This window comes from Mycobacterium ostraviense, assembly GCF_002705925.1.
Classification (GTDB): Bacteria; Actinomycetota; Actinomycetes; order Mycobacteriales; family Mycobacteriaceae; genus Mycobacterium; species Mycobacterium ostraviense.
In genome coordinates, this window is sequence record NZ_NKRE01000001.1 from 2,156,857 (window position 1) to 2,169,398 (window position 12,542).

The following is a 12,542-nucleotide window of genomic DNA, read 5'->3' on the forward strand; positions in this document are numbered from 1 at the left end:
TCGGCTTACCTTACCGCTCTTATCCGGGTGAGTGGTCGTGGTCTGGATCTTCGTGCGCCCGAGCGGCTTTCTCCCGGGCAGCGGTCGCGGCGGGCGAATGTTCGAGGTAGTCCATCGCCATTTGCGTCGACGCCTCGGTGCTCGGGTGATGGCTGGGCCGCATGTAGCGGAGCGGCACCGTCACGAGAATCCGCCACGGTCCCGGCAACTTGTACTCGCGGGCCCGCGCGCAGCCAATCCCGCCACCGCCACTTCGCGTCTATGGTCGGGTCGCTGGCCATCAGGTAACGGGCTCCGGCGATCCACCAAGACACGAACAACGGCGCCGTCATCAACATCGAGAATGCTCTGATCACGTAGTTCCCGCAGATGTTCTGGTAGATGTCGAACACCAACGAACGGTGCTCGATCTCCTCGGCCCCGTGCCAGCGCAGCAGGTCCAGCATGACGGGGTCGGTTCCGGCGTAGTCCAAACCTCGGTTTTGGATCACCCACTGGCCGAGCACCGCGGTGAAGTGTTCCAGCGCCGCCACGTCGGCCACCCGGCGGTAAAGCCACCAACGTTGTAACGGCTCGGGCCAGTTGGTGCGTTGGTTTCCCAGCTTGGCCAGCCACTTTTCCAGCCGCTGGGTGTAGGGCTTGGTGTCGATGCCTTGCTCGGCGAGGTGGTCGAGGACGACCTGGTGCGCCCAGGCATGCCAGGACTCCTGCTGGATGAACGGCTTGATCGCGGCTTCGAGTTCGGAGTCGTCGACCAAGGGCGCCGCCTCGTCGACGACCCGGATGAACCACCGTTCGCCCGCCGGGAGCAACAAATGCAGCTCGTTGAGCATGTGTGTGCTGAACGGGTCGTCGGGAACCCAGTGCAACGGGGTGTGCGACCAGTCGAAGCGGACCTTGCGGCGGTGTGTCGGGTATCCGTCGTGCCGAATTTCCTCGACAGCAGTCATCAGGTGCCGCGCCAGGCGCTGTAGCCAACCCAGAGCAATAGACCCAGCAATACCGCCGAGACCGCTACCGTCCGATACGTGCGCCGCCCCGGGACCGTCACCACGTCCCATGAGACGGCCAGCAACGGGCAGATCGCCAGCAGGACAGCACCGGCAGCGGCAGCCGCCAGGCGGGCGGTTGCGGTACCCAGTCGATCGGGCAGTGCGGCGACCGCCAGACCACAGCAGCCGGCCAGCCCCAGCACCACGCGGGGCAGCACGGCCAAGACACGGAGACCGCCGGCAGTGAGGATGAGGCAGCCGCCACTAACCACGAAACCAGCCGTCATAATCCATGCGCCCCGACCGCTGGCCGCCAGAATGCTCAGCGTCTCACTGACCGGGTCATAGGTCCGTGTGCGCTTCGAGGTGGCAACGGCAGCGCTGATCAGCAGGGCAAGCGGCGGTGCCACCGCCGACACAATCGCCCAGCACGGCACTGTCGACCGGGTCGACATGGTGCGCGGTTACCCGGCTCGCTGGCGTGCAATCGGCGTGCGCGGATTTTTCTTGCCGAATCGTCAAGCCGCTGTTACCCGGTGATCTCGAACAGGCTGTGGGGCTGCGGCCTGTTCTTCGCATCGACCGTTCGGCGGCGCGCCTGCCACCCCAACACCAGGATCCACGAGACGGCGACGAGCGCGAAGACGGCTATCGCGACCGGGCCAGACCACCCGGACGGATACACCACTCCGGTGATGTAGTGCGCGATGAAACCGTCCGGTGGCAGCGGCGCCATCCCGGCATGTGCCCTACCCCATCGCTCAAGGCCCGTCAGCGGACAGTTGAGGTGCCCGGTGAAGCTCACCACCGACCACGCCACCGCGAACGCGTGACAGGCAATCGTCCGACGCCATCGCAACGCGACAAACCCGCCGACCACCAGGTAGGCGATATAGGCGAAGTGGGCGGCAACCACCACGACGACTACGGCGATGTACATGTCTGCGGTCAACGGGTGCACCTTCCGTTACCCATCCAAGGGCCGCTTACCACGGTAGATCGAATGCCCCCCGTTTTCATCGAGACGGCCAGCGGTACGGAGCCCTCGTCGAGCGACAGTCATCAATTCCGCGACTTAACACCTGCCCAACGGGGTAACCGGTGGGCGGATGAGAAGCGCCCAGCGTCTCGATGGATGCCGCAGGCCGTTGTCCACGCAGTCATGTCCGCGGTGTCCGGCCGGCTACCGCAGCTGGTCGAACGGTTCGCCCCAACGAATAGCACTAGCAAAGGAGAATCCTGTGACTCACTCAAAGTCACCGTCGACGGTGGTCATCACCGGAGCCAGCGCCGGTGTCGGGCGCGCGGCCGCCCGCGAGTTCGGCAAACACGGTGCCCGAGTGGGGTTGCTGGCCCGCGGCCAAGCTGGGCTGGATGCGGCCGCTGCGGAGGTGGAGCAAGCCGGCGGGCAGGCGCTGACAATACCCACCGATGTCGCCAGCTACGACCAGGTCGATGCCGCGGCCAAGGAGGTGGAGAGCAGATTCGGCGCGATCGACGTATGGGTCAATGTGGCGTTCACTTCGGTGTTCGCCCCGTTCGACGAGATCACGCCCGATGAATACCGCCGCGCCACCGAGGTGACCTATCTGGGCTTCGTCTGGGGCACGATGGCGGCGTTGCAGCGCATGCGCCCCCGCGATCACGGCACGATCGTTCAGGTCGGGTCGGCCCTGAGCCACCGCTCGATACCCCTGCAGTCGGTCTACTGCGGGGCCAAACATGCGGTCAACGGGTTCACCGAGTCGCTGCGCACCGAGTTGCTGCATGACAACAGCAACGTCCACGTGACCGTCGTCCAGATGCCGGCGCTGAACACTCCGCAGTTCCCCTGGGTGCTGTCCCGGCTGCCGCGACAACCGCAACCGGTACCACCGATCTACCAACCGGAGGTCGCGGCGCGCGCGGTCTACTATGCGGCGAAACACCCCAGGCACAAGGAATACTGGGTGGGCGCCAGCACCACCGCGACCCTGTTGGGCCAGCGGCTTTTTCCCGCCCTGCTCGACCGTTACCTGGCCCGCAACGGCTACTCGTCGCAGCAGACCGACCAACCCAACACTCGAGACGCCAATCTGTGGCAACCGGTGGACGACGGAGACGGCAAAGATTTTGGCGCGCATGGAGATTTCGACAGTCGCTCGCACGCGGTCAGCGCCCAATGGTGGCTGCGCGAGAACGCCAAACCACTGGCGGTGGCGGCGGGCGCGGTACTGGCCGGCGTCGCCGGCGTCGCCGCTGCCTGGGGTTCCGCGACGGCATGGTAGCGGCGGCCAAGGCTGACGTCTTGTCGCTGACCGCATTTGAGGTGGGACTGTTCGGCTGGACGGCCGTGATGTCGTTCGTGCTGTTTCCGGCTTCGCCGCTACACCCCGACACCGCCGCGTACTGGTTTCTGATGCAGATCGGCATGATCATCGGGTTCGCGACGGCGTGGCCGGCGAACGTCTGGCTGATTAGCCGCGGAATCAAGGAAGCTATGTAGCGGCTGCGCGTTGCCACCACCGAAAAAGAGTTTCCGTGACCCTTGTCCTGGCGTTCGGCGTGGTGCTCCTCATCAGCGTGTCGCTGTCCGGGGTGGCTGCCCGGACGGTGCTGTCGGGTGCGCTGATGTTCCTCGTCGCCGGCGCCGTACTCGGGCCGGGGATCCTCGCCTGGGACAAGATCGGCCCGAACGACCCGCTCGTCGCCACGCTTGCCGACGTCGCGCTGTTCACCGTCTTGTTTACCGACGGTCAGCGAGCCAATCTTCAAGAGCTGCGCGAAAATTGGTCGTTGTCGGGACGCGCGCTGGGGATGGGCATGCCCTTGACGATGGTCGGGATCGCGGTGCCGGTCCATTTCCTTACCGGCCTGACCTGGCCGACCGCATTCTTGGTCGGGGCCATCTTGTCCCCCACCGATCCCGTCTTCGCAGCGGCTATCGTCGGGCGCTCCGACATCCCGCAACGGTTGCGCCGGCTGCTCAATGTGGAATCCGGTTTGAACGACGGCTTGGCTCTGCCCTTCGTGATGATCTTCCTGGCCACCGCCCGGGGCGCCGGGTCCGAACTGGTGAAGGTCGGCGTAGAACTGGTGCTCGGGCTGGCACTCGGCGTCGGCGTGGCCGCCGGCGCGGCATTGGCGTGGCGGGCGAAGATACTCACCGCAGAACCGCACCTGCAGCCTCTGGGCCCCATTGCGATCGCCGTGGTGGTGTATGCCGGCTGCCACCTCACGCACGCCAACCCCTACCTGGCCGCCTTTGCCGCCGGTTCGACGCTGGCCACCCTCGATCACGTCGCAGCAGCGGAGTTTCAACGCTTCGGCGATCTGCTGTCGCAGGTCACCAAGTTCGCCGCGCTGATTGTCTTCGGCGCGTTGCTCACCCCGGAACGATTGTCGGGATTTACCTGGCGCGCCTGGCTTTTGGCCGTGGTTATTATCGCGATGATCCGGCCGGCCGCGATGTTGCTGTCCCTTCTGCGGACACGCCTTACCCGACAAGAGCGTCTGACCGCGGCGTGGTTCGGGCCGAAAGGTTTCGCTTCCGTGGTCTACGGGCTGCTGGCGCTACAGACGGGGATAACCAACAGGGAGCTGGTTTTCGATATCGTCGCAGTCACCATTGGCCTGTCGATCGCGCTGCGCTCGTTCACCGACGCGCCGATAGCCAAGATGTTGCGCGTCGAACCACCGACGACTTACCGGGCTGCCGCCAGCAGGACCCAGCCGACGAAAGGTCGCCAGCGATCGCACGCTGAAACCAAGCGGTTGGCTCCTTCGCAGCCTGGGCTCCCCGGAAACCGATATTAGGCAAAAAGTTAAGATTATTATCTAAACCACGTCGCTGGCTGTGAGGAGGCGATTCCAGTGGTCGCCCTGAAGATGTTGATAGCAGGCGCATTCGGGGCAGCCGCGGTGGTGGCGGGCGATCCGATGGCACAGGCCGACCCGCTGACCCCCGGCCAGACGCAGTACGTCAGCGATGGTGAGGACGACCGGCCTTGCCCGGACGGCAGCTGCCAGCGGCCGCGCCAAGCGACCAAGCCACCTCGCGGTGTCATGGGGCGCGTAAGGGGTGTCTGCGTTCCCCGGCGCGTTCGCCCATAGCGTGCTGAACTGCCAAGCGCGAAATACCCGTCGCTGCAATCGGTTTCGCATCCCAGCCGGTGGTGTGTCGATGGCCGGGCATGGCTGCTAACGTTGCCGGCTATGGGTGCCTTGGATGGACGCGTGGCGTTAATCACCGGCGGGGCTCGGGGGCAGGGGCGTGCACATGCCCTGGCCTTGGCGGACGCAGGGGCGGACATTGTCGTCGGCGATGTGCCCGCGCCGATGGCGAATCTGAGCTACCCGCTCGGTACCGAGGAGGAGCTACGCGACACGGCCAAACTCGTGGAAGAGCTGGGCCGGCGCTGCCTGCCAATAATTCTCGACGTCCGCGACCCGGCCCAGGTCAGCGCTGCGGTGGAGCAGACGCTCGCCGACCTGGGCAGCCTCGACATCGTGGTGGCCAATGCCGGCATCGTCAGCACCGGGCCGCTGGAGGAAGTCAGCGATCAGGTGTGGCAGCAGCTGGTAGACACCAACTTGACCGGCACCTTTCATACCCTCCGGGCGGCCATACCGGTGATGCGCCGCCAGCGCTACGGCCGGATCGTGGTGACATCGTCGATGGGCGGGCGAATGGGTATCCCCGAACTCGCCGCGTACAACGCCACCAAGTGGGGTGTCATCGGATTGGCGAAGTCGCTTGCCCTAGAGGTTGCCAAGGAAGGCATCACGGTCAACGTCGTCTGCCCGACCACCACCCAGACCCAGATGGTGCAGCCGACGGGAAGTGACGACGTTCCCGACGATCTGGTGCGCCGCATGATGAAAGCCAACCCGATCCCGCTACCGTGGCTGCAGCCCGAGGATGTCAGTCGTGGAGTGGTCTACCTGGTCACCGACCCCGGGGTCATCACCGGCAGCGTCTTGGAGATCGGCCTCGGCGGCAGCGCCCGCATCCACTGACGTGGCCTGACGATCGGCCGCTGTGGAATCCGATCTCAAAGTGACCGTGCGATCCGCCCGGTAGCCGACAGTCCGTAGAGTGCGGCGCGTTTGGAGACCAGACCGGACACCGGAGCCAGCACTACGTGGCGCAGGCCCGCGTCGCCGAAAGCCCGAAGTTTGGTCACCACTTGGTCGGGGGTTCCCCACAACAGTGGCCCCTCGGCGACCAGGCTGTCCGGCACCGCCGCGATGGCGTCGTCCATCGTCGTGCGGTCGTAATGGTCGGGAACGAAATCGACCAGTGGGTTGAAGTGTTCGCCGAATGGGTGCACCACCCCGGCTTGCCGCCACAGATCGGCGGGGGTCATGAGCCCCAGCGCCCGGATGACCTTCGTCTTGAGCATGGCTCGCGCCTCGTGCTCGGTGGCTGCAATCACCATGAAGCGGCGCAGCGCGGGGGTGATGACGGCAGGGTTCCGCCCCGCGTCAGTGGCTGCGGCTCGTACCTTCGCCAGCTTGTCCGCGTACTCGCGTGGCGCGACGACCGTCGTGGGATACCACCCGTCGCCGTAGCGTCCGGTCAAGGCCAGCATGCGCGGACCGTGTCCGGCGACCCAGATCTCCGGCACCCTGTCTGGTGCGGGTTTGAGGTCCATCGTCGCCCGCTGTAGGCGAAAGTGCTTGCCGGAGAAGGTGATCGGGCCTTGCGTCGAAAGGCACAGCCGGATGATCTGCAGGGCCTCTTCCAGGCGAGCGACTGGGTGGGACGAGTCGAGCCCGTAGGGGTCGAGGTTCATCCGTTCGCCGGCCCCGATACCGAGGATGGGCGCGCGTTTGGTGACATGCGACAGCGTCATCATGGCCTGGGCGAGCAGCACGGGGTGGCGCCGAATCGGCTCGGTCACTCCGACACCGAGTCGCATGCGTCCTACGCGCGACGCGAAGTAGCCGAAAAGTACTTGGTAGTCGAAGAATTCGTGCGGTGTGGGCCGTCGTGCGGCGAGCCACGTCAGGTCCTTATCCCAGATGACGTTGGGAAAAATGTTCTGGAAGTGGTCGATGAGCATCACCGAGTCCAGCCGCATGGCCCGGGCTCCGAGGAGGAAGGCCCGGGTGGCGGTCAGCGGCGGTTGGGTTCCGAGCTGCAGCCCGACCGAAATTCGCGAACCGTTCACGACGACCTCACCCCGTTGTCCCGCGAATGCCCCAGGGTCGCCACCGCGTGGCCCGCGCACAATCGCCAGGGCCGAGTTGCGACGCTGCGGATACCCTCGTCGCTGTCGCCATGGCCTATCTCCTTCATACCGTTCGCAAGTCAAGTCACGCCTGCACTTACCGGCTAGTGCCGAAAGTCCTTGGAGAGGGACCATGCGGATGCTGGCTCGGCGGGCCGGCACAACCGGCCGCACACCGCCACGCCACTGCGCCGTCCTATGCCACGTAGTGATGACCTGGATCCCTGCCCGCCAGGGACTTCGGTCCCTAGCGATCGGTACCGGGTCAGCAAAGACTGAGTTTGCAGCGTCCGCGCCGCCGACTGGGGTTATAGCAGCCTGCCTTCGGCTCGGGCTTGCGGTAGTGAAAGGGGAACACCATGAATCGCGAGGTGTGCAAGTTCTTCTCCGGATCGTTCGCCGCGCTCGCATACGCCCATGCCGCGTATGCCGCGGCTACTCTGGTGGCATCGTCGATGAGCCGGTCTTCCTCGGCAGAAGGTGGGGCGTCGGACACATGTGGGCTGAGGCCGCCGTCTATGCAGCCGTCAGTCTGGCACTGGGGTACGCCGGCTGGATTTCCAAAACCCAAACACCCCAACATGAATCGACAATGCTCGACACCATCGAGCACAGCGGGCAGCAGGCTCTCGGTTCAGCTGACCAACAGTCTCAACTCGTGAAACATTGACTCATGTCGAAATCTCGCGAGTCGGCCCGGCTGCTGCTCGACCAGCTGGCAGACGAACGTAGCCGCGTTGTTCTGGTATCGCACTGCCTGCTGAACGAGAACACCCGTTATGCCGGCGGCGCTACCCGCCCCGGGGCGGTGGCGGAGGTGGTCAACGAACTGCTCACCGCACGCGCCGGCATCCACCAGCTGCCCTGCCCCGAGCAGCTGGCGTGGGGTGGTGTACTCAAACGCCACAGCCTGCGGCTCTACCACTCCAAGGGCGGACCGCTGTATGCGGTGCGCGGTGCGTTGCTGGGCGTATTCATCTTGTGGACGAAGATGGCGGAGGCCGCAACCAAGGATCATTAGGACTTTCGCCCGTCGACTAGCTAGGTAGGCGGCAGGGCCGGAAAGTTCACTGCGTGAGGCCGGCGATTCTCCTGACGAGCTTTTCGGTGAGCGCCGGGCGGTCGAGAGGTCCCAATTGCCGAAGATCGGCGCGGCTGGGCTTCTCGCGGGTGGCCATACGGTGCATGCCCACCAGAGCAGGAAGCTGTCTTCGTGCGGATCCGCGTTGGTCGACGAGCCGTCGCAACGCCGAACAAGTGGTGCACGAACTCGGGCTATGCGCAGGCCTGCGCCACATCGCCAAGCGCGGAAAGACACCGACGAGATAGTCGCGACCTGGACCGACCTACTGGTCTTCGTCATGGTGATAGTGGGCGCCGTCGGCATCACCATGTCGTCGAGCTGACACTGCCCCTGACCCGTGGTGGCAGGTACAGGATTCGAACCTGTGTAGCTTTCGCGACGGATTTACAGTCCGCTCCCATTGGCCGCTCGGGCAACCTGCCGCCAGACAGGTTACAACGACCGGGTAGACAAAGCACAAACGGCTATCGAAGAAGGGACGGATCGAATGGCGGACTCATCGTTCGACATCGTCAGCAAGGTCGACCGGCAGGAAGTCGACAACGCGCTCAACCAGGCGGCCAAGGAACTGGCCACACGGTTCGACTTCCGCGGCACCGACACCAAGATCGCGTGGAAGGGTGAGGAGGCCGTCGAACTGACCTCGTCGACCGAGGAGCGTGCCAAGGCCGCCGTCGACGTCTTCAAGGAAAAGCTGATCCGCCGAGACATCTCGATGAAGGCCTTCGACGCCGGCGAGCCGCAGGCCTCCGGCAAGACCTACAAGGTCACCGGCACCATCAAGCAAGGCATCAGCAGCGAGAACGCCAAGAAGATCACCAAGCTGATCCGCGACGAAGGACCCAAGACTGTCAAGACCCAGATCCAGGGCGACGAGATTCGGGTCACCAGCAAGAAGCGCGACGACCTGCAGGCCGTCATCGCGATGCTGAAGAACGCCGACCTGGACGTGGCGCTGCAGTTCGTCAACTACCGATAGGCGCCGCCGAGCGTAACGCCACGGCGAGATTTCGCGCCGAATTTCGCCCTGGCGTTACGCTCGCGGCGCCGCATTCGCGTCATGCAGTAACCGCGCGGCAGCCATCCCGTGGCCCGACCAACCGGTGGGTGCCTACTCTGGTGAGCATGACCGTGAACCCTCACGAAGCCATCGCCACGGCCTACCTCGACGTCGTCATCGTCGGCGCCGGGATCTCCGGCCTCGGCGCGGCCTACCGGCTGCTGCAACGCAACCCCGAACTCTCCTACACCATCCTGGAGCGGCGCGAGCGGATCGGCGGCACCTGGGACCTGTTCCGCTACCCGGGGGTGCGCTCCGACAGCAGCATCTTCACGCTGAGCTTTCCCTACGAGCCATGGACCCGAAAGGAGGGCGTCGCCGACGGCGAGCATATCCGCGAATACCTGACCACCACCGCCCACAAGTACGGCATCGACCGCCACATCCGGTTCAGCAGTCACGTCTTGGCAGCGGACTGGGATTCGGCCACCGACACCTGGACTGTCACCTTCGAGGAAGGCGGCGTCGTACAGCAATGCCGCAGCCGGTTCGTGTTCTTCGGCAGCGGTTACTACAACTACGACGAGGGCTACACCCCCGAGTTCCCCGGCATCGAGCAGTTCGGCGGCACCGTGGTGCATCCGCAGCACTGGCCGGAAGACCTGGACTACGCCGGCAAGAAGGTCGTGGTGATCGGCAGCGGTGCCACCGCCGTCACGCTGATCCCGTCCATGGCGGACAAGGCCGGCAAGGTGACCATGCTGCAGCGGTCGCCGACATATCTCATCTCGGCGTCCAAGTACGGCAGGTTTGCCGCTGGCGCTCGTCAAGTGCTGCCCCGCAAGGCTTCGCATCTGGCCATCCGGATGTACAACGCACTGCTGGAGGCGGCGCTCTGGTTCTTGTCCCGCAAGACGCCGCGACTCATGAAGTGGCTGCTGCGGCGCACGGCGATCAAGAACCTGCCCGCCGGCTACGACGTCGACACCCACTTCAAGCCCACGTACAACCCGTGGGACCAGCGGCTGTGCCTGATTCCCGACGCCGACCTCTACACCGCCATCGCCGACGGGCGCGCCGACGTGGTCACCGATCACATCGACCATTTCGACGCCACCGGCATCGCGCTCAAGTCCGGCGAACACCTCGATGCCGATATCGTCGTCACCGCCACCGGCCTGCGGCTGCAGGCGCTCGGCGGCGTCAAGATCAGCTTGGACGGCGTCGAGATCAATCCCTGCGACCGCTTCGTCTACAAGGCGCACATGCTCGAAGACGTGCCTAACCTGTTCTGGTGTGTTGGCTATACGAATGCGTCCTGGACGTTGCGTGCCGACATGACGGCGCGGGCGACGGCAAAGTTGTTGGCGCACATGGCTGCTCACGGCTACACCCATGCCTATCCGCACCGTGGCGACGAACCGTTGACCGAAAAGCCCTCCTGGGACATTAAGGCCGGCTATGTGCTGCGCTCGCTGCACGCGCTGCCCAAGTCAGGCACCAAACGGCCGTGGAATGTGCGGCAGAACTACTTCGCCGACGCCATCGACTACCGGTTCGACCGCATCGAGGAGGCGATGGTGTTCGGCCGTGCCGCCGACCGGGCGGCGGTAGCGGGCTAACGGCCGGTTAACGGCGGGCAGGCGGGCTAGGCGGGTTTCGCCGATTCGCCGGCTGGGATTTTCTTGCCGCAGTTCGGGCAGAACTTCTCGGCAGGGTGGTGCGCCGCTCCGCAGTTGGCACAGAAGTGCGGCTCGCTCGACGGAGCGGGAACAAGGCCCAGCGGCCGGACCGTGCCGTTCGCTCGCGGCGGCTGGGTATCCGCAGCAGCGGCTGCGGCGGCTTCGGCGGCGGCCTTGGCTTCGGCTATGGCTTCGGCTTCGGCTATGGCTTCGGCTTCGGCTTCGGTGCGACGCTGCCGACGGCTCTTGCGCACCATGAAGGTCACCCAGCCAGCCACCGTCAGCAGCAGCAAGACGCCGCTTACTGCGTACCACACCGGTTTTGAGCGAAGAAACACCGGCGCATCACCGTACTGCTGACGTAGGTTGGCCGCACTCGTCTTGAGATCGGCCACGCCCGGATAGTCGGGTGACAGCGCCAGGGCCTGGTCGAAATCGTAGATCGCGTCGCTGTACTGGCCCGAGAAGTAGTGGTTGAGCCCTTGGCGGTAGTACAGGTCGGCGGGTCCGAGCATCGGCTTGACACTCTTGCCGGCCAGTAGCGCCGCGAGACTGTCTGCGGGCGCGATGAAGTTGAACGGTTGCGGTTCGCCGACGGGGCCGAAACTGTTGACGCCGATCACCTTGCCGTTGAGTGCGATGGTCGGCCCACCGCTCATGCCCTCGGCGACCGGTGCATCGATCTCATACATCGGACTCGACCCCATGGTCGACTTCTTGCTCACCTTGCCGCTCTTGTTCGTCGGGTCCAGCGACATACCGGTGACCCGCTGCGTCGTCTCCGGGAAACCCACCGCGAGAACCGGCGCCCCGATGCTGACGTCGGCGTCGGTGGCGAGTTCCGACGACGGCAGGTTGTGCTTTTGCACGTTGAGCAGCGCGACGTCGCCTTTGCCCATCGGCCGGAAGTCCACGACGGTGGCCGGGAGCTTCTCGGCAAGCTTTGTCCCGGTTCCGTATCCCAGCATGAGGCTGATCTCGGGCCCCCGGTCGGGGGTCGGACCTTCGACCCGCGCGTTCTTGGTGAGCCAGTCCAGCGTCGCACCGGGATTCTGGCCCACCGGCGAGTCGGGATAATGCGCCACGTATTCACTGGCTGCACGCTTGAGTATCAGCTGCTTGGCCGTCTCCGGATCGACGCAGTGACCTGCGGTCGCCACCCACCCGTCAGGATTGACGACAAATGCGGTGCAAGTCCACGTCGCCGTGAAGGGGATACCCGAACCTTCGCCGAACAGTGACAGCAGCTGGCCGTCGGGCAGCCGGACCTGACCGTGAGCCTGGGCCGCAAGATATAAAACGGCCGGCCGGATCATCGCCGCCGCTCGCTGTTCCGGGTTAGCCTGCGGGCGCCCACCGTCGGCGGACGCGATCCCCGGCGACCCGGCCAGCAGCGCCAGCGCGGCCACGATCAGCGGTACGAACGTCCGGAGGCAACACGAGGGCAGACGCCTCTCGCGCGACCGGCTCGCTCGTCGCGACATGATTCCTCCTCGATAGAACAGCTATCCTTCACCATCCCGGCGTGGTCACCCCGCCGGGTAGGGACCGAAGTCCCATGGTCGGAGG

The 12,542-nt window shown here is 65.2% G+C and carries 13 protein-coding genes and 1 tRNA gene; 8 read left to right on the plus strand and 6 right to left on the minus strand.

The features are described from left to right. Positions 1-5: 5 nt before the first annotated feature. The 3 genes from CDN38_RS09785 to CDN38_RS09795 all read right to left on the minus strand — a co-directional run bounded on the left by CDN38_RS09785 (position 6) and on the right by CDN38_RS09795 (position 1,944). Positions 6-950: a metal-dependent hydrolase gene (locus CDN38_RS09785; RefSeq protein WP_408633011.1), complete on the minus strand. Its 945-nt coding sequence runs from the start codon at positions 948-950 to the stop codon at positions 6-8. Next, positions 950-1,447, minus strand: a complete 498-nt coding sequence (locus tag CDN38_RS09790; protein WP_075511803.1) for a DUF998 domain-containing protein — start codon at positions 1,445-1,447, stop codon at positions 950-952. Before CDN38_RS09790 ends, CDN38_RS09785 begins: the two co-directional genes overlap by 1 nt. Before the next feature lie 74 nt (positions 1,448-1,521). Further along, positions 1,522-1,944: a DUF2784 domain-containing protein gene (locus CDN38_RS09795; RefSeq protein WP_233026835.1), complete on the minus strand. Its 423-nt coding sequence runs from the start codon at positions 1,942-1,944 to the stop codon at positions 1,522-1,524. A 289-nt stretch (positions 1,945-2,233) separates the two neighbouring features. On the opposite strand from CDN38_RS09795, the gene CDN38_RS09800 reads away from it, so the two are divergent. The 4 genes from CDN38_RS09800 to CDN38_RS09815 all read left to right on the plus strand — a co-directional run bounded on the left by CDN38_RS09800 (position 2,234) and on the right by CDN38_RS09815 (position 5,990). Beyond that, on the plus strand, positions 2,234-3,259 hold the full coding sequence (locus CDN38_RS09800) for an SDR family oxidoreductase (protein WP_233428392.1): 1,026 nt from the start codon (positions 2,234-2,236) through the stop codon (positions 3,257-3,259). Beyond that, a complete protein-coding gene (locus tag CDN38_RS09805; RefSeq protein WP_233026837.1) occupies positions 3,253-3,477 on the plus strand; it encodes a DUF4396 domain-containing protein in 225 nt (74 codons plus the stop codon). The genes CDN38_RS09800 and CDN38_RS09805 overlap by 7 nt, the downstream gene beginning before the upstream one ends. A gap of 35 nt (positions 3,478-3,512) precedes the next feature. Beyond that, on the plus strand, positions 3,513-4,787 hold the full coding sequence (locus CDN38_RS09810; RefSeq protein WP_099318919.1) for a cation:proton antiporter: 1,275 nt from the start codon (positions 3,513-3,515) through the stop codon (positions 4,785-4,787). Between the two features lie 399 nt (positions 4,788-5,186). Then, a complete protein-coding gene (locus CDN38_RS09815) occupies positions 5,187-5,990 on the plus strand; it encodes a mycofactocin-coupled SDR family oxidoreductase (RefSeq protein WP_075511806.1) in 804 nt (267 codons plus the stop codon). 35 nt (positions 5,991-6,025) lie between these two features. Here CDN38_RS09815 and CDN38_RS09820 read toward each other — a convergent pair whose 3' ends face one another. Then, positions 6,026-7,147, minus strand: a complete 1,122-nt coding sequence (locus CDN38_RS09820; RefSeq protein WP_075511807.1) for an LLM class flavin-dependent oxidoreductase — start codon at positions 7,145-7,147, stop codon at positions 6,026-6,028. A gap of 733 nt (positions 7,148-7,880) precedes the next feature. Between CDN38_RS09820 and CDN38_RS09830 the strand changes: the two genes are divergently transcribed. Together CDN38_RS09830 and CDN38_RS31745 are read left to right on the plus strand one after the other, a co-directional pair. Next, on the plus strand, positions 7,881-8,228 hold the full coding sequence (locus CDN38_RS09830; protein WP_075511808.1) for a 2-thiouracil desulfurase family protein: 348 nt from the start codon (positions 7,881-7,883) through the stop codon (positions 8,226-8,228). A 256-nt stretch (positions 8,229-8,484) separates the two neighbouring features. Continuing rightward, positions 8,485-8,613 (plus strand): hypothetical protein, encoded by a 129-nt coding sequence (locus CDN38_RS31745; RefSeq protein WP_267888293.1) that lies wholly within the window; start codon positions 8,485-8,487, stop codon positions 8,611-8,613. Positions 8,614-8,629: 16 nt separating this feature from the next. Here CDN38_RS31745 and CDN38_RS09835 read toward each other — a convergent pair. Further along, positions 8,630-8,713 (minus strand) — tRNA-Tyr (locus CDN38_RS09835). 65 nt (positions 8,714-8,778) lie between these two features. On the opposite strand from CDN38_RS09835, the gene CDN38_RS09840 reads away from it, so the two are divergent. Beyond that, positions 8,779-9,270, plus strand: coding sequence for a YajQ family cyclic di-GMP-binding protein (locus tag CDN38_RS09840; protein ID WP_075511809.1), 492 nt, complete (start codon positions 8,779-8,781; stop codon positions 9,268-9,270). Between the two features lie 146 nt (positions 9,271-9,416). Continuing rightward, complete coding sequence (locus CDN38_RS09845; protein ID WP_099318920.1) at positions 9,417-10,913, plus strand: flavin-containing monooxygenase; 1,497 nt, start codon at positions 9,417-9,419, stop codon at positions 10,911-10,913. A 26-nt stretch (positions 10,914-10,939) separates the two neighbouring features. Here CDN38_RS09845 and CDN38_RS09850 read toward each other — a convergent pair whose 3' ends face one another. Further along, positions 10,940-12,457, minus strand: coding sequence for a trypsin-like peptidase domain-containing protein (locus CDN38_RS09850; protein WP_075511811.1), 1,518 nt, complete (start codon positions 12,455-12,457; stop codon positions 10,940-10,942). Positions 12,458-12,542: the final 85 nt, after the last annotated feature.

What these genes read in the sequence shown, in the direction of transcription:
- CDN38_RS09850 (WP_075511811.1), bottom strand. Translation starts at nt 12,457, where the DNA reads ATGTCGCGACGAGCGAGCCGGTCGCGCGAGAGGCGTCTGCCCTCGTGT.
- CDN38_RS09815 (WP_075511806.1), top strand. Translation starts at nt 5,187, where the DNA reads ATGGGTGCCTTGGATGGACGCGTGGCGTTAATCACCGGCGGGGCTCGG.
- CDN38_RS09805 (WP_233026837.1), top strand. Translation starts at nt 3,253, where the DNA reads ATGGTAGCGGCGGCCAAGGCTGACGTCTTGTCGCTGACCGCATTTGAG.
- CDN38_RS09785 (WP_408633011.1), bottom strand. Translation starts at nt 950, where the DNA reads ATGACTGCTGTCGAGGAAATTCGGCACGACGGATACCCGACACACCGC.
- CDN38_RS31745 (WP_267888293.1), top strand. Translation starts at nt 8,485, where the DNA reads ATGCGCAGGCCTGCGCCACATCGCCAAGCGCGGAAAGACACCGACGAG.
- CDN38_RS09840 (WP_075511809.1), top strand. Translation starts at nt 8,779, where the DNA reads ATGGCGGACTCATCGTTCGACATCGTCAGCAAGGTCGACCGGCAGGAA.
- CDN38_RS09845 (WP_099318920.1), top strand. Translation starts at nt 9,417, where the DNA reads ATGACCGTGAACCCTCACGAAGCCATCGCCACGGCCTACCTCGACGTC.
- CDN38_RS09790 (WP_075511803.1), bottom strand. Translation starts at nt 1,447, where the DNA reads ATGTCGACCCGGTCGACAGTGCCGTGCTGGGCGATTGTGTCGGCGGTG.
- CDN38_RS09830 (WP_075511808.1), top strand. Translation starts at nt 7,881, where the DNA reads ATGTCGAAATCTCGCGAGTCGGCCCGGCTGCTGCTCGACCAGCTGGCA.